At 40.2% G+C, this 15,569-nt stretch carries 12 protein-coding genes; 6 read left to right on the forward strand and 6 right to left on the reverse strand.

The window, feature by feature from the left end; genetic code table 11:
- Positions 1-51: 51 nt before the first annotated feature.
- The 6 genes from adeK to sdsA all read right to left on the reverse strand — a co-directional run bounded on the left by adeK (position 52) and on the right by sdsA (position 9,831).
- Positions 52-1,506, reverse strand: a complete 1,455-nt coding sequence (adeK, locus tag AC2117_RS03770) for a multidrug efflux RND transporter outer membrane channel subunit AdeK (protein WP_133976177.1) — start codon at positions 1,504-1,506, stop codon at positions 52-54.
- Positions 1,506-4,682, reverse strand: a complete 3,177-nt coding sequence (gene adeJ / locus AC2117_RS03775) for a multidrug efflux RND transporter permease subunit AdeJ (protein ID WP_133972031.1) — start codon at positions 4,680-4,682, stop codon at positions 1,506-1,508. The genes adeK and adeJ overlap by 1 nt, the downstream gene beginning before the upstream one ends.
- Positions 4,683-4,694: 12 nt before the next feature.
- Positions 4,695-5,945, reverse strand: coding sequence for a multidrug efflux RND transporter periplasmic adaptor subunit AdeI (gene adeI, locus AC2117_RS03780; protein ID WP_042897628.1), 1,251 nt, complete (start codon positions 5,943-5,945; stop codon positions 4,695-4,697).
- Positions 5,946-5,968: 23 nt separating this feature from the next.
- Positions 5,969-6,595 carry a phosphatase PAP2 family protein gene (locus AC2117_RS03785; protein WP_133972033.1) on the reverse strand — a complete coding sequence of 209 codons (627 nt, stop codon included), beginning with the start codon at positions 6,593-6,595 and terminating at the stop codon, positions 5,969-5,971.
- Positions 6,596-6,778: 183 nt separating this feature from the next.
- Positions 6,779-8,839 (reverse strand): site-specific recombinase, encoded by a 2,061-nt coding sequence (locus AC2117_RS03790; RefSeq protein ID WP_133972035.1) that lies wholly within the window; start codon positions 8,837-8,839, stop codon positions 6,779-6,781.
- 14 nt (positions 8,840-8,853) lie between these two features.
- Positions 8,854-9,831 carry an All-trans-nonaprenyl-diphosphate synthase gene (gene sdsA / locus AC2117_RS03795; protein WP_016143332.1) on the reverse strand — a complete coding sequence of 326 codons (978 nt, stop codon included), beginning with the start codon at positions 9,829-9,831 and terminating at the stop codon, positions 8,854-8,856.
- Positions 9,832-10,275: 444 nt separating this feature from the next.
- Between sdsA and rplU the strand changes: the two genes are divergently transcribed.
- From rplU to cysG, 6 genes are all read left to right on the forward strand, one after another.
- The gene (gene rplU, locus AC2117_RS03800; protein ID WP_004639133.1) at positions 10,276-10,587 is read left to right on the forward strand and encodes a 50S ribosomal protein L21; all 312 of its coding nucleotides are present in this window, start codon (positions 10,276-10,278) and stop codon (positions 10,585-10,587) included.
- An 18-nt stretch (positions 10,588-10,605) separates the two neighbouring features.
- Positions 10,606-10,863, forward strand: coding sequence for a 50S ribosomal protein L27 (gene rpmA, locus AC2117_RS03805; protein WP_003655414.1), 258 nt, complete (start codon positions 10,606-10,608; stop codon positions 10,861-10,863).
- Positions 10,864-11,104: 241 nt separating this feature from the next.
- On the forward strand, positions 11,105-11,800 hold the full coding sequence (lolA, locus tag AC2117_RS03810; protein ID WP_003655415.1) for an outer membrane lipoprotein chaperone LolA: 696 nt from the start codon (positions 11,105-11,107) through the stop codon (positions 11,798-11,800).
- 116 nt (positions 11,801-11,916) lie between these two features.
- Positions 11,917-12,717, forward strand: coding sequence for an RsiV family protein (locus tag AC2117_RS03815; RefSeq protein WP_133972037.1), 801 nt, complete (start codon positions 11,917-11,919; stop codon positions 12,715-12,717).
- 118 nt (positions 12,718-12,835) lie between these two features.
- Positions 12,836-14,107: a serine--tRNA ligase gene (serS, locus tag AC2117_RS03820; RefSeq protein ID WP_133972039.1), complete on the forward strand. Its 1,272-nt coding sequence runs from the start codon at positions 12,836-12,838 to the stop codon at positions 14,105-14,107.
- A gap of 67 nt (positions 14,108-14,174) precedes the next feature.
- Positions 14,175-15,548, forward strand: coding sequence for a siroheme synthase CysG (gene cysG, locus AC2117_RS03825; protein ID WP_133972041.1), 1,374 nt, complete (start codon positions 14,175-14,177; stop codon positions 15,546-15,548).
- The last annotated feature ends 21 nt before the right edge of the window (positions 15,549-15,569 follow it).

The following is a 15,569-nucleotide window of genomic DNA, read 5'->3' on the forward strand; positions in this document are numbered from 1 at the left end:
GCAATAAAAAAGCCCACCGAAGTGAGCTTTTATAGATAAGTTATTTAAAACTTATTGCTTTTTAAGTTCAGCACTTGATGGTTGATTAACTACTGTATCTGAAGAATTTGCTTTTAAACCGCCACCTAGAGTTTTGTATAACTCAATTTGGTTGTTTAAGTTAGCTTGTTGAAGCAAGAGTAGACCTTGTTCTGCTGAATAAGATGAACGCTGTGCATCAAGAACGGTCAAGTAACTATCAATACCTGCACGGAAGCGGGCATTTGAAAGTGTGTAGTTGCGGTCAGTCGCTTCTACTAGACGTTGTTGAGCTGTTAAACGTTCACCAATATTGGCACGCGTTGCAAGCGCATCATTAACTTCGCGGAATGCAGACTGAACTGATTTTTCATAATCAGATAATGCAATTTTCTGATCAGTTTCAGAAATTTTTACATTGGCACGACGCGTACCCCAGTCAAAGATTGGTAAATCTAGGCTTGGTCCAACTGACCACACAAATCCACCAGACTTAAATAGATCACTTAAGTCAGTCGATGCGTAACCTGCAGAACCCGTTAAGCTAATTGTTGGGAATAAACGTGCTTTTGCAGCACCAATATTCGCACCAGCAGCGCTTAAGTTATATTCAGCAGCTTTTACATCTGGACGGTTGTTAAGCAAGTCGCTTGGTAAACCAGCTGTATATACATTCTGTTGAGTAATACGTTTTACAGGTTGGTTTGGCAACAAGTTTTGCGGAATCGATTGACCTGCTAACAAGTTCAACAAGTTTTGTGCTTGAGCCATCTGAGTTTTGTAGTTCGCTACATCGTTACGCGCAGTTTCTACAGAAATCTGTGCCTGACGTAGTGGAACTTCGCTGTCGATACCCACATCAAAACGTTTTTTGTTGAGGTTGTAAGAGTCTTGCTGTGCTTTTAGAGTTTGCTCTGCAAGCTTTAGATTCGCCGATGCAAAAGAATAGTTCAACCATGCTTGAGCAACCTGACTAATCAGACTGATTTGTGTCGAATCACGTGCACTTTGCGTTGAAAGATAACTATCTAATGCAGCATCTTTCAAGCTACGAACGCGGCCCCAAAAATCAAGCTCATAGGCAGTTACACCCAAACCCACCTGATAGGTAGAGTAGGGGTTATTCGGATCACGGCTTTGAGAAACCTGACGAATTGCACTACCACTTGCTCCGATGGTTGGAAGCTGGTTGTTTTGAGTAATTCGATATTGCTGTTGAGCACGTTCAATATTGAGCGTTGCTGTACGTAAGTCACGGTTGTTGGCAAGAGCCAAATCAATCACTTCGAGCAAACGAGGGTCAGAAAAGAACTGTTTATAACCCTGTTCTGCAATAGACGTACCAGAAGCGCTGTTATATCCATAGCTTTGTGGTATATCGGTTTTCACGACTGGTTCTGGGCCGCGCATGCTTTGACAAGCTGTCAAAGCAAGCGCAAGTGCAGATACCGCAATGCTACGACCTGAAATAGACCATACTTTTTGCATCACGATTTATGCTCCTGAGTGTTTATGGTTTTTGGTTTGTACTTAAAGATACTACGAATCCACACATAGAATACAGGGATAAAGAAGATACCTAAGAACGTTGCACTGAGTACGCCACCGAGTACACCGTAACCGACAGAGTGCTGACTTCCTGCACCTGCACCTGTTGAAAGAGCAAGTGGAAGTACACCAAAACCGAAGGCAAGGGTGGTCATAATAATTGGACGTAAACGCATTTTTGAAGCATGTAAAGTTGCATCAATGAGGTCTTCACCTTTTTCCTGCAGCTCTTTTGCGAACTCAACAATCAAGATCGCATTTTTTGCAGAAAGGCCGATGACTGCGATCATCGCTACCTGGAAGTAAATGTTATTTGAGAGATTTGGATCTCCTTTAATAATCATACCCAAGTAAGTCAATATGATTGCACCAATAATACCGAGTGGTACTACAAGTAAAACCGAGAACGGAATAGACCAGCTTTCATATAATGCAGCTAAGCAAAGGAAAACGATTAACAATGAAAGAGCATAAAGGAATGGAGCTTGAGCACCAGACTCACGTTCTTCAAGTGATAAACCTGTCCATTCATAGTCGAAACCTTGTAAGCCCATAGATGGTAACTTAGCAATAATTTCTTCCATTGCTTTCATAGAATCACCAGAACTTACGCCTGGTGCAGGTGTACCTTGAATGTTAACCGATGACACGCCGTTATAACGTTCAAGACGAGGAGAACCATATGTCCATTCGCCAGTAGCAAATGCAGAGAACGGTACCATTTCGCCTTTGCTATTACGCACATACCACTTGTTTAAGTCTTCAGGCATCATACGGCTACCCGAATCACCTTGAACATAAACTTTTTTCACACGACCACGGTCAACGAAGTCATTAATGTATGAACCACCCCATGCAATACGCATAGTGTTGTTAATGTCAGCAATGCTCACGCCCATAGCGCCAGCTTGAGCCTGATCTACATTAATTTGATACTGAGGTGTATCTTCTTGACCATTAGGACGTACTCCTACAAGACGCTTATCTTGTGAAGCCAAACCTAAAATTGTGTTACGTGCGGCAATCAGTTTCTCATGGCCTTGACCACTTGAATCTTTAAGCTGCAAGTTAAAACCAGCTGTTACGCCTAATTCAGGCATTGCTGGAAGCTGTAATGGCATGATGTAAGATGCGTCTTTAACGATCATGTTTAATGCCATACCACGTTGAATTAACGCGCCAATCTGAGACTCTGGTGAAGTACGTTCACTCCAGTCTTTCAATTTAACGAAGCCAATACCAGCATTTTGACCAACACCTGTGAATGAGAAGCCTGAAACGGTGAAAATAGATTCCACTGTATCTTTTTCATTCATGAAGAAATTCGTCATGGTATCAACGACTTTATTGGTACGATCAAGCGTTGCATTTGGTGGTAATTGTACAAGTGTCATGACCACACCCTGATCTTCTTCTGGTAAGAATGAAGATGGGAGTTTTTGGAACAAGAACACTAATAAGCCAATCACTACAGCGTAAAGTACGCCAGAGAAGATTTTGCCTTTAAGCATGCGGCTAACACCATTTTGGTAGCTATGCGACATGCGGTCAAAACCGTTGTTAAATCCTCTGAAGAAACGAGCAAAAATATTATTGCTTGGCTCTTTGTTCGGATCATGCTGTTTCAAAATTGTTGCACAAAGTGCAGGGGTAAAGGTTAACGCCACAATTAACGATAAAACCATTGCTGTTACAAGGGTAATCGAGAATTGACGGTAAATTACACCAGTCGTACCACCAAAGAATGCCATTGGTACGAATACCGCTGTCAATACGCTTGTAATACCGATTAACGCACCAGAAATCTGTTCCATTGATCGTGAAGTCGCCGTGACCGGATCGGTATGTTCTTCACTCATCACACGTTCAACGTTTTCTACTACAACAATGGCATCATCGACCAGAAGACCAATTGCCAATACCATAGCGAACATGGTCAAGGTGTTAATTGAGAAGCCAAAAATATTGATGACTGCAAATGTACCTAATACAACAACAGGTACAGCAAGTGTTGGAATAATCGTTGCACGCCAGTTCTGCAAGAACAGGAACATGACAATAAATACCAAAACTACGGCTTCAATTAATGTGTGTACAACACTCTCAATTGAAAGACGAATAAATGGGGTAGTGTCATAAGCCAGTTTATCTGCAAGGCCTGTTGGATAGTTCTTACGTAATTCGGTTAAACGATGTTCAACAGCATCAGCGGTATCAAGTGCGTTGGCACCCGTTGCAATTTTAATTGCAAGACCACCAGCAGGTTTACCATTAAACTTCGAATCGAATTGATAGTTATCAGAACCTAATTCAACACGAGCAACATCTTTTAAACGAACCTCAGCACCTGATGCTGTGTTCTTTAAGAAGATATTTTTAAACTGCTCAGGTGTTTGCAACAAACTTTGTGCATTCACTGTTGCGTTAAGGACCTGACCTTGTACGGCTGGTGCTCCGCCTAACTGACCTACAGCAACTTGTGAGTTTTGCGCTTGCAAAGCAGTCGCAATATCACTTGGTGTTAACTGGTAATTAGTCAATTTTGCAGGGTCGAGCCAGATACGCATTGCGTATGAACCACCAAAAACTTGTACTTCACCTACACCAGCCACACGGCTAAGTGGTTCTTTAATTGATGAGTTTACATAGTCTTTAATGTCTGAGTCTGAAAGGGTGTTATCTGGTGAATAAAATGCAATAACTTGTAAGAAGCTTGCACCAGATTTTGTAACAGTCACACCTTGACGTTGAACATCTTCAGGTAAAAGAGCAGTTGCAGATTGCAGTTTGTTTTGAACCTGAACCTGTGCAATATCTGGATCAATACCTTGTTCAAAGTTTAATTGAATAGAGGCCTGACCGTTACCCGCACTGTTAGATGAAATATAACGTAAACCATCTAGACCATTCATTTGTTGTTCAATGATCTGGGTTACGGTATTTTCAACAGTCTCAGCCGATGCACCAGGATAAGTTGCAGCAATTGTAACTGTCGGCGGTGCAATCGTCGGATACTGAGCAATAGGCATTTTTGTAAGCGTGAGAATACCCGCCAACATAATGACTAATGCAATCACCCAAGCAAAAATGGGGCGATGAATAAAAAATTGTGCCATTCAATCTACCCCTTATGCATTTGAAGATGCTTTCTGTTCTGCTTGAGGTTTACCTGATTGAGCCGGTTTTGTCGCATTTGGCGCTGCACCTTGAGGAGCTGCTGGTTGAGCTTGGTAAGGTTTTGCTGACACTTCTTGCCCTTCTTTAACTTTGGCAACACCGTCAACAATTACTTTATCACCAGCTTTAAGACCATTGGTCACAATCCAGTTTTGTCCTTGAACACCAGAAGTTTCAACAGGACGACTCTCAACAGCACCTTTTGCATTTACAGTCATCGCCATGGCTTGACCTGTCGGTAAACGTGTAATTGCAGCTTGAGGAATCAGATAAGCATTTGGAACTACACCTTGAACAATCTGCGCAGTTGTATACATACCAGGAAGTAACAGATGATTCGGGTTTGAGAATACGGCACGTAAAGTAACGGTACCTGTATCTTGATTTACAGAAGCATCAGAGAAAGCAAGTTGTCCTTCGATAGGATAGGTTGAACCATCTTCGAGCTTCAATTTCACTTTCGTGTTGTTACTATTATTTAAACTGCCTTTACTGAGTTGTTGACGTAAACGTAATAACTCGGCACTAGACTGGTTAATATCAACATAGATTGGATCTAATTGTTGAATCGTCACTAAAGGATCAGTTTGGTTTGCAGTAACTAAAGCACCAGCTGTTACAGAAGAACGTCCAGACTGACCAGAAATTGGTGAGCGAATTGTAGAATAACCAAGATCTACATTTGCATTCGTTACTTGCGCTTTCGCAGCAGAAACTTGTGCTTCTGCAACATTAACCTGACCAAGTAAGTCGTCATATTCTTGTCTAGATACAGCATTACTCGAAACAAGTTGCTTATAACGGTTGAGCTTGGTACGCAGTGAAGCTAGATTTGCCTGTTGTTGTAAAAGTGATGCTTTTGCATTTTCAAGCGTTGCACGGTTAGTTCGAGAGTCCAGTTCATAAAGAGCCTGACCTTCACGAACATAACTTCCTTCAGCAAACAAGCGTTTTAAAATTACGCCACTTGTTTGAGGGCGAACTTCAGAAATTTGATATGCTGAAGTACGGCCGGAAAGCTCAACGCTTTGTTCAACACTTTGTGGTTGAGCAACAATAACACCTACTTCAGCAGGCGGCATTTTCTGAGCAGCAGCAGCTTGCTGTTTCTCATCGGAGCCTTTGCCACAACCAACAAGTGCGATACTTGTTGCTAATGCGCAAGCAGTAAGGGCAGGAGCCCAAAGCTTAGCCGACATCATTGTTCCACCTCGTTAGATAAAATCTAAAAATATATTTGTTTTTTACTTAACCTACTTTGTGTTTGTAATAACCAGAGCCAAAGCAGTGCAATCCAAATAAAACCTATGCCCCAACCGGCGAGTACATCTGTTGGAAAATGAACTCCAGCATATATTCTTGAAAGCCCCATGCAGATAAACCAAAGACAGGAAATCAAAATGATATAAGGAGAGTTAGTGTTGGGCTTATGGCATAACATTATCATTGCGAAACAAGCCAGTGTTGATGCATAAACACTGTGTGCACTTGGGAACGATGCACCATAACTTTCGACAATATGATATACCTGTGGGGGTCTTGGGCGGTCAACACACCACTTGAGCAGCCAACCCATGGTGATACTGCCAATAACTCCCACGCTAATGAAAATAACAGTAATATATTTTTTATACCATGCCTGATGTACACACACCAGAAAGGATAAAAAACATACAAAAGGCATACCACCTACACGAGCCAGAAAGATCGTAATAAAGTTAAGATAATCTAATCGGTGTTCACTCAATATTTGAACGCTCAGGAGATCCATAGATTGAAGTCTTGGTACAAAAAGACCAAGCACACCTAATCCGAAAAAAATACAACCAATAAAAAGCAACATATAGGGCATGTATATACCTTTGCTTATTCAAGCAGTGTCCACTACTGAAAGCCGTTAAAAGTGTACTTGTCAGTACACTTTTTTTCAAGCCTGATAGATCATCGTAAATTCATTTTGAAAATTTTTTAACATTTGGAAAAACAATCACAACAAAATTGACGGAATTCACATTTTGTGTACAAAGCAAAATTGTTAGTGTTCTGTCTTTTTTCCATTATTTGTAGTGGTATTTTCTTCAAGTTCTAGAGGTTGTTTTGGTGGCCAGAAAAAATCGCTTGGACGAGTCAGAAAATGGGTCATTACCAGTTTAGCTAAAGGTTTCCATTGTTCGAAGCGAACTCGACGTGCCCGTAGTGCCACAATAATGGTTAAGGTGAAACTAACGAATAAGTTAGTGAGACCAATACATAACACACCTAGGAAGGACACAATAATCAGTCCGATATCTGGGCTACCGTTAATGGTCATTAAACCTTGAATAAAGTTAGCTGATGCAAAGGCAATATGGCGAATATCTAAAGGTAAACCTAAAATAAAGCCTATGGTGCCCATACTTCCTAACATAATCCCGAATAAGAAGTTACCCGCTAAGGCTCCTAAGTTACGCTCAATATATTCAGCAAAACGGTTTAAGCGATCTTGCCCAAACCAGTTTGCTAAGCGGTGATGTGCTCTTAGGCGTGGACCGACTTTCCGATAAACAGCCATGTTGTCGAAATATCCCGCAATGAGACCTGACAAAAATAAGCAAACTCCGGCTACGGCTGCATGTGGAACAGCCAAAGAGGTGAAGGGATTTAAGCTGTGCAACAAATAAGTCGCTTTAGTATGAGTTAATAAAGGCTCATCAAGATAGAATTGCCAAGCAAAAGTAATGAGTGCGGCTGTAGGAATCGCAATTGAAATATTGCCTAAAATAGCAATAAATTGTGTTCGAATAATATTAATAATAAGAGCTGCTAACTCTGCAATTTGAGCTGTTTTAGAGCCTTTACGCTGTTGTACTGTTGCAGCAAGAGCCGCAGCAGTCATCGCAGGTTGTTTGGTTGCAACTGTGAAATGTAGAACATGGATCAGAATGAACCCTAGGGAATAATTCATACTGAAAGTAAAGGCTTGCATGAGCGGAGCCATAGTCATTCTTGCTGCAAGAATTTTTAAAGATGCCATACAAGCGATAATAACGCCCGCTCCAGCGGCAGCTTTATACATGCCCCAGAAACCTTTGGTATCAGTACTTACATAATGTTCACCTGTTCGGCTGGCATTTTCAGTCACTTGAAAGGCAATAAGTTCACTTGTCGTACTTAATAAAGAACGAACACTTTTTTCACTGTAGTGCGCCTTGGTTAAATCGGAAATAAGATGCCCTAAAGAGACATATTTTCCTTTACTGTTATCTACAACCAAATAAAGCAGTAATTCAATTCGGTCGAGGCACTGCTCAAGTAACGACAATAAATAAGTTAAGCTTAAGCTGACACCGATTCTTTTTGTGGCACGACGAATCTTTAAAACAACATCCCGGCATTGTTCCAACATCACAAATGCTTGTGATGCATCGGGAGGAGAAATAACCGCAATTTCATGTTCAGAAAGTTCTTGTTTTTTGTACTTTTCGATAAACTCAATAATTTCACGGTTCTGAACTAAAAATGGTGATTCATATTCAGTTAATTCGGGTTGAGCATTAATAAATTCAGGGTAAAGACCAATTCCACTAATTCGATAAGTTAAGACGGTGATTGCTTTAATCATTTCACTTTGAATGACAAGCTTTTCGTCTACATTACTTTGGCTTTGTCCAATAAGGCTAAATAAGTTTGCCCAATCTTCATCATCAATATTATTAAGCCAGATTTTGTCACTTTCTAAATAGAAAATTCGACCAATTAATATTTTGAGTTGGCTTGCATCTTCGATTAACGGTAAAAAATGTGCTCCGAGTCTTTGTCCCAGTTGGTTCCAGAAACCATCTAAAGACAAAATTCCACTATCTGCATATAAACTTACTTGCTTATAGCGATTAATTAAACGTAATAAAAAAGTTTGTAGTAGGAGGGGAGCTGTAGGTGTACGTAATAGACTTTCAATGAAAGCCTGTATTTTTTGCTTGATCTCAATCGTATCATTAGGATCGGATGGACGAATGGCATTGACTAATTCAATGAGTGAATTTTCATCAATAACAGCTTGAGTATCCTCAAGCTGTTTCTGTATTTTTAAAAAATGATCTGAAAAATTTATATGCATAGGCAAAATAATATCTATTGTATTCGATGTAACGCAAGCTGAGTTAAGTTAATCAAAGCCTGACGATATGGTGTATCGGGAAGGTTTGATAAAGCTTGCAGTGCTGCTTCTGTTTCTTCTTGGGCACGTTGGTGGCAGTAATCTAAAGCACCAGACTTCTGTACAATTTCAATAACCTGAGGTAATTGGTCCACACCACCAGTTGCAATACTGCGACGAATAATCGCATGTTCTTCACCAGTTGAATGGGCTAATGCAGAAATTAACGGTAAAGTTGGCTTACCTTCCATTAAATCATCACCAATATTTTTACCTAATGTTTCAGCATCTGAAGTGTAGTCTAAAATATCATCAATAATTTGGAATGCATTACCAAAATGACCAGCAAACAATCTCAATGGTTCACGATACGCTTCTTGTCCAGCTAAAATAGCAGCGCCTTCTGTAGCGAGTTCAAACAGGCGAGAAGTTTTACCGTGAATAATTTTTAAATAAGTTTCTTCTGTTGTATCGGGTTGATGCTGCGATTGAAGTTGTAATACTTCACCTTCAGCAATTTCACATGTACCTGTTGAAAAATCTTTCAATAAAGTCATGTTATTTAAATCGACTAGTAAATCGAAAGCACGGGCAATGAGGAAGTCACCGACTAATACGGCTGTCTGATTGTTCCATGTCGCATTTGCTGTAGGTCGACCACGACGAAGCCCAGATTCATCTACCACATCATCATGGACTAATGTCGCGGTATGCAACATTTCAATGATTGCGGCCAGACGCTGTGCGTTTGCCATATTATCTAAACCACATGCACGAGCAGCGAGTAAGCACATGATTGGGCGCATACGTTTTCCGCCAGCTTCAACAACATGTTTGCTGACAGACATGACTAAACCGACTTTTGAGCTAATTCCTTCATTAATCAAGTGATCCATCGCAGCAAAGTCTGAGGCAACAGGCGCAAGAATATCTTGCTTGAAATCGATGACCATATGAAGAAAAACCCCGTATTGGTAGATAAGTCGCGTTAGTGTATCAATTAAAGATGTGTTGCACAGGTGAACAAGTGGCTGATATTAATCATTTCTATTGTCTTTATGCGTTCTTTGTTCTTTATTTAAGCAAAACATGATATTTCCGGCAAAACAATAAATTTAATGACATCAGCATTAATACAACTTGTTCTTGTCGCAATTTGTGTCTGGAACTGTATTTTAATTTTCATTCAGAATCAATGAAAACTGATAAATTCCAATCTAAGCTGCTTGTCGATTTTGTAAAAATAGGAGAATAGGCATCACTGATAAATAGAAAATACTTGTCGTTTGATCAAATTTCACTTAAAATCTGTCGCCTTATATGATCCCAGTGGCGTTCGTTTTAAGCTCGGTATATCCCTTTATCGACACGACGACACGGGCTGATTGGAGTACATTATGTACGCAGTAATCCAAAGCGGTGGTAAACAGCACCGTGTAGTTGAGGGTGAAACCCTTAAAGTTGAATTATTGAAAGCTGAATCTGGCGCGACTATTACATTTGATGATGTATTAATGGTTGTAAACGGTGACAGCATTCAAATCGGTGCTCCAGTTGTAGCTGGCGCTAAAGTAACTGCAGAAGTGGTTGGTCATGGTCGTCACGACAAAATCCGCATTATCAAAATGCGTCGTCGTAAACATTACCGTAAACAACAAGGTCACCGTCAATGGTTCACTGAGTTGAAAATTACTGGTATTTCAGGCTAATCACGAGGAGTAAGAGACATGGCAACTAAAAAAGCCGGTGGATCGACGAAGAACGGTCGTGATTCAAACCCAAAAATGTTAGGTGTTAAAATTTACGGCGGTCAAGCTGTAACTGCTGGTAACATCATCGTTCGTCAACGTGGTACAGAGTTCCACGCTGGTGCAAATGTTGGTATGGGCCGTGACCATACTTTATTTGCTACTGCTGACGGCGTAGTAAAATTCGAAGTGAAAGGTCAATTTGGCCGTCGCTACGTAAAAGTTGAAACTGTTTAAGTTTTAGCTTCAAAAAAAGCCCACATTTTGTGGGCTTTTTTTATGGAATCTAATCTGGTTTATCTTCATCATGATGAATGAAATTCTACAAACAACATGAATAACATAACAAAATATCTTATTTTCTCAATGATTAGCACAGAGTTTGTCGGTTAATATGAGTCTTGAATTAAGAGCTTGCTAATTTTTCATAACTTTGAAAGATGGCAAGTTGTCTTACAGCAACTAAAAAGGTGATGACATGAATATGCTTCGTAAAACTATGTGTGCTATTACACTCAGCGCGTCAGTGCTTGCTCCTGTAATGAGTACTACAGTGTTTGCTGCGCCTGTAGCAGCACCGGAGCAACAGGCAATTGGGAACCTGGTAAATCAGTTATCAGGATTACAGCGTTTGACTGCCGATTTTGAACAAACCACTAAAGCCAATACAAAAACTGTGGCACAGAAAAAGAGTTTAAGTGCCCAGCATATGAACCAGACATTTAAAGGTTCAATGAAAGTTGAACGTCCGGGGAAGTTTTATTGGGAAACTGTGAGTCCGTCTAAACAGACGATTGTAACGAGCGGGAAAACAGTTTGGATTTACGATCCAGATTTACAACAAGCTGTACGCCAAAGCTTAGATGATCAGGTTGCAGATACGCCAGCGTTATTGCTCTCTGGTAATACCAATCAAATCATGAAGTCTTATCGTGTAACACAGCCAGATAAATCAAAACTCTATTTCACATTATTTCCTAAAAAAGAAGATGGTGCTTTCCAAAGCTTAACGATTAGTTTCGGAGCAAATAAAGCGCCTACACTTATGGTGTTACAAGACTCATTAGGTCAAACCACCTATGTGCGTTTCAAAAATGTGAAAGTGAATGCTTCAATTCCAGCATCGGTATTTAACTTTACACCACCAAAAGGCACAGATGTTATTGACCAATAATTAATGCCTTCTCAAAAAAGCTACCTTACACGGTAGCTTTTTTTATATATGAGAGATAGATACATTTTTTAACCCCGTCTTATTCTTACGCTTTGTATAGTGATAGGGGTAAATTCATGGGGATTATTATGCGACTTTACGATAAAAAAATTATTTGTATTCTTCCATTAATGGCTGCAATGGCAATTGTGAGTGGTTGCCAACCGAAATCGGCAGCTAAAGAGGAGCAAGCCGCTTCGACTGCAAAAGTTAAAGAAACAAAAGAGGCAGGTGTTCCTGTAATTCAGGCAAAAGTAATCCCAGTAAAATTGCCGAAATCAAAAGTTTGTTTAGAAGATGGTTGTACAGAGTATGACTTTCAAACAGTACAAACCAATCAAAAGTGGATTAATGATTACTTTACTAATCGTATAAAGAAAGCAGATCCAAATGCTTTTGCAAATTTAGCTGATCAGCCAGTCGATGTACCTGAAAGTGAGCTTCGTTCGAGTCAAAGTGCAATTTATGTCCGTTATTTAGGGCAAAATTATAACCTTGCAACTTTTGCATTACAGACTTATTCGTACTCAGCTGGTGCAGCACATGGAATGTCTCATCAAGAATTTGTGAATTTTGATTTATTAAGTAAAAAGCATATTACTGTTGCCGAACTCATTCAGCCAGATGTTGAAAAAAAATTAGTTGATGCACTTTTTGATGCGAATACAAACTGGCTTCAAGAGCACAATATCAGCCGTGAAAAACTGCAACTCAGTGATAATTTTTACTATGGCGCAAATGGTATTGTTTTTGTCTATCCGATCTATGAATTGGCTTCTTATGCCGAAGGGATGAGTGAATTAACATTGCCATATTCTGAAGCAGCTAAGTTCATTAAACCTGAGTATTTGCCAAGTGTGCCAAACTATAACTTGTAAAATAGGTGATCTCTTCTAACAATTGTGTGAAAGCTATTCGTTATGAAGATGATCACTATATTTTTTAGTGTGAAGGCCTTACACTATAGCCAGTTTTTTACCCATATTATGATTGATTATGATCGACCCTAAGTTACTCAGAAATAATATTGAAGCCGTTAATGCGGCTTTGGCAAAACGTGGTGTTCAATTAGATGTTCAAGAATGGGCTTCTTTAGAAACTCGCCGTAAAGACTTGCAATCAAAAACTGAAAAATTGCAGGCAGAACGGAATGCCGGTGCAAAACAAGTGGGTCAGATTAAAAAATCCGGTGGTGATGCTTCTGAAACCATGGCGCGTATGCAAGCGATTGGTGATGAAATCAAAGCTGCTGAAGTTGCTTTGTCAGAGCTACAAAATGAAATTGAGCAAAAAGCGCTTAGCATCCCTAACTTACCAGATGAATCTGTTCCTGCTGGTAAAAATGAAGATGATAACGTTGAAATCTCAAAATGGGGTACACCTCGTCAGTTTGATTTTGAAATCAAAGATCATACCGATTTAGGCGAGTGGATGGGTGGACTCGAGTTTGAAACTGCAACTAAATTGACCGGTTCACGTTTTAGCGTGTTGAAGGGCTCTTTAGCGCGTCTACAACGTGCTTTAACGCAGTTCATGCTTGATACCCATACTTTAAAGAATGGCTATACAGAGGCTTATGTGCCTTATTTGGTAAATGCTGATTCACTGCGTGGTACGGGTCAGTTACCAAAATTTGAAGAAGATTTATTTAAACTTCAAGGCGAAAAAGAATATTACCTCATCCCTACAGCAGAAGTTCCAGTTACTAACTTCGTTCGTGATGAAATTATTGATGCAGATCGCTTGCCATTAAAATACGCTGCGCATACACCATGTTTCCGTAGTGAAGCAGGATCTTATGGCCGTGATACGCGTGGTTTAATTCGTCAGCACCAGTTTGACAAGGTTGAAATGGTGCAAATCGTTAAACCTGAAACTTCTATGCAGGCACTTGAAGACCTTACTGCACATGCAGAGGGCATTTTGCAGGCACTTGGTTTGCCATACCGCAAAATTTTGCTCTGTGGTGGTGATATGGGGTTCGGCGCGACTAAAACTTACGATTTAGAAGTTTGGGTTCCAAGCCAAAATACTTACCGTGAAATCTCAAGCTGCTCTAATATGGGCGATTTTCAAGCACGCCGTATGAAAGCACGCTACAGAATGGATCAAAAGAAGACCGAATTGGTGCACACTCTAAATGGTTCAGGTCTTGCCGTTGGCCGTACTTTGCTTGCCGTGATGGAAAATTACCAACGTGAAGATGGTTCTATCGAGATTCCAGAAGTATTACGCCCATATATGGGTGGTTTAACATTTATTGATTAAGCTTTGCATCTAAATTGTGCACGGTTTTTGCTTAACCAAAATCAGATAATTAATGTAGAGGTTTAAGGTGGATATTTTTCCAATCTCTTTAAAGTTGCAACAGCAACGTTGTCTGATTGTGGGTGGTGGGCATATTGCTTTGCGCAAAGCAAATCTTTTAGCCAAAGCTGGAGCAGTAATTGATATTATTGCTCCAGCAATTGAAGATCAGCTTTTACCGTTGATTCAGGCGACTGGAGGACGGTATTTTGCTGAGACCTTTGTCGAAAAAATATTAAATACACCTTATCGCTTAGTGATTGCTGCGACTAATGATGCGCAAGTGAACAAAGCCGTTTTTGAACAATGTGAAGTGCGTAATTTGCTGGTTAATAGTGTCGATGATATTCCGCACTGCCGTTTTATGGTTCCAGCGATTATTGACCGTTCTCCATTGATCATTTCTGTTGCCTCAAATGGTGCATCGCCAGTCTTATCTAGACAACTTCGTACTCAAATAGAAACAATAGTTCCACATGGTATGGGTAAGTTGGCTGAATTTTCAGGTCAATGGCGTAAGCAGGTAAAAGAAAAGATTACTAACCCCGATGAGCGCCGAATCTTTTGGGAAAACCTATATGCTAGTCCATTAAAAGAACAAGTTTTTAATGACAATCTAGATGTAGCAAATGATTTGATTCAGCAAGCCTTAACAGAGTGGACAGCGCCTAAAGGCGAGGTTTATTTGGTAGGTGCTGGACCGGGTGATCCTGAGCTACTGACATTAAAAGCACTACGTCTTATGCAACAAGCAGATGTTGTGATTTATGACCGTTTGGTGTCTGAACCCATCTTAGAGCTTTGTCGCCGTGATGCCACTAAAATTTATGTTGGTAAAGCCCGTTCAAACCACTCGGTTCCCCAAGATGGTATTAATGCTCTACTGGTTGAATATGCTCAACAGGGAAAACGCGTTTGTCGTTTGAAAGGTGGTGATCCCTTTATCTTTGGCCGTGGTGGCGAAGAGATTCAAGAGTTAGTTGAAGCAAATGTCACTTTCCAAGTAGTACCAGGTATTACTGCAGCATCAGGCTGTTCGGCTTATGCGGGGATTCCACTTACACACCGAGACTATGCACAAAGTGTTCGTTTTTTAACTGGACATTTAAAGGAAGGTTCTCCTGAACTACCTTGGAATGAACTGGTTTATGAAAATCAAACTTTAGTTTTATATATGGGATTGGTTGGATTGGAACGTATTTGTGAGCAACTTATTGCTCATGGTCAGCGTGCAGACATGCCAGTGGCTTTAATCTCTAAAGGAACTACACCAGAACAGAAAGTTATCGTTGGAACATTAGCCGATATTGCGACTAAAGTGTCTGAACATCATATCGTAGCGCCGACTTTAACCATTATTGGTGAAGTAGTGAGTTTACGTGAACAGTTAAAATGGCAATAAGTTCATCTGAATTTATTGTTT

Origin of the sequence: Acinetobacter calcoaceticus (assembly GCF_900520355.1) — a bacterium.
Taxonomy (GTDB): domain Bacteria; phylum Pseudomonadota; class Gammaproteobacteria; order Pseudomonadales; family Moraxellaceae; genus Acinetobacter; species Acinetobacter calcoaceticus_C.

Excerpts from the sequence above, each read along its gene's own strand:
- adeK (WP_133976177.1), bottom strand. The coding sequence starts at position 1,506 with ATGCAAAAAGTATGGTCTATTTCAGGTCGTAGCATTGCGGTATCTGCA.
- adeJ (WP_133972031.1), bottom strand. The coding sequence starts at position 4,682 with ATGGCACAATTTTTTATTCATCGCCCCATTTTTGCTTGGGTGATTGCA.
- adeI (WP_042897628.1), bottom strand. The coding sequence starts at position 5,945 with ATGATGTCGGCTAAGCTTTGGGCTCCTGCCCTTACTGCTTGCGCATTA.
- AC2117_RS03785 (WP_133972033.1), bottom strand. The coding sequence starts at position 6,595 with ATGCCCTATATGTTGCTTTTTATTGGTTGTATTTTTTTCGGATTAGGT.
- AC2117_RS03790 (WP_133972035.1), bottom strand. The coding sequence starts at position 8,839 with ATGCATATAAATTTTTCAGATCATTTTTTAAAAATACAGAAACAGCTT.
- sdsA (WP_016143332.1), bottom strand. The coding sequence starts at position 9,831 with ATGGTCATCGATTTCAAGCAAGATATTCTTGCGCCTGTTGCCTCAGAC.
- rplU (WP_004639133.1), top strand. The coding sequence starts at position 10,276 with ATGTACGCAGTAATCCAAAGCGGTGGTAAACAGCACCGTGTAGTTGAG.
- rpmA (WP_003655414.1), top strand. The coding sequence starts at position 10,606 with ATGGCAACTAAAAAAGCCGGTGGATCGACGAAGAACGGTCGTGATTCA.
- lolA (WP_003655415.1), top strand. The coding sequence starts at position 11,105 with ATGAATATGCTTCGTAAAACTATGTGTGCTATTACACTCAGCGCGTCA.
- AC2117_RS03815 (WP_133972037.1), top strand. The coding sequence starts at position 11,917 with ATGGGGATTATTATGCGACTTTACGATAAAAAAATTATTTGTATTCTT.
- serS (WP_133972039.1), top strand. The coding sequence starts at position 12,836 with ATGATCGACCCTAAGTTACTCAGAAATAATATTGAAGCCGTTAATGCG.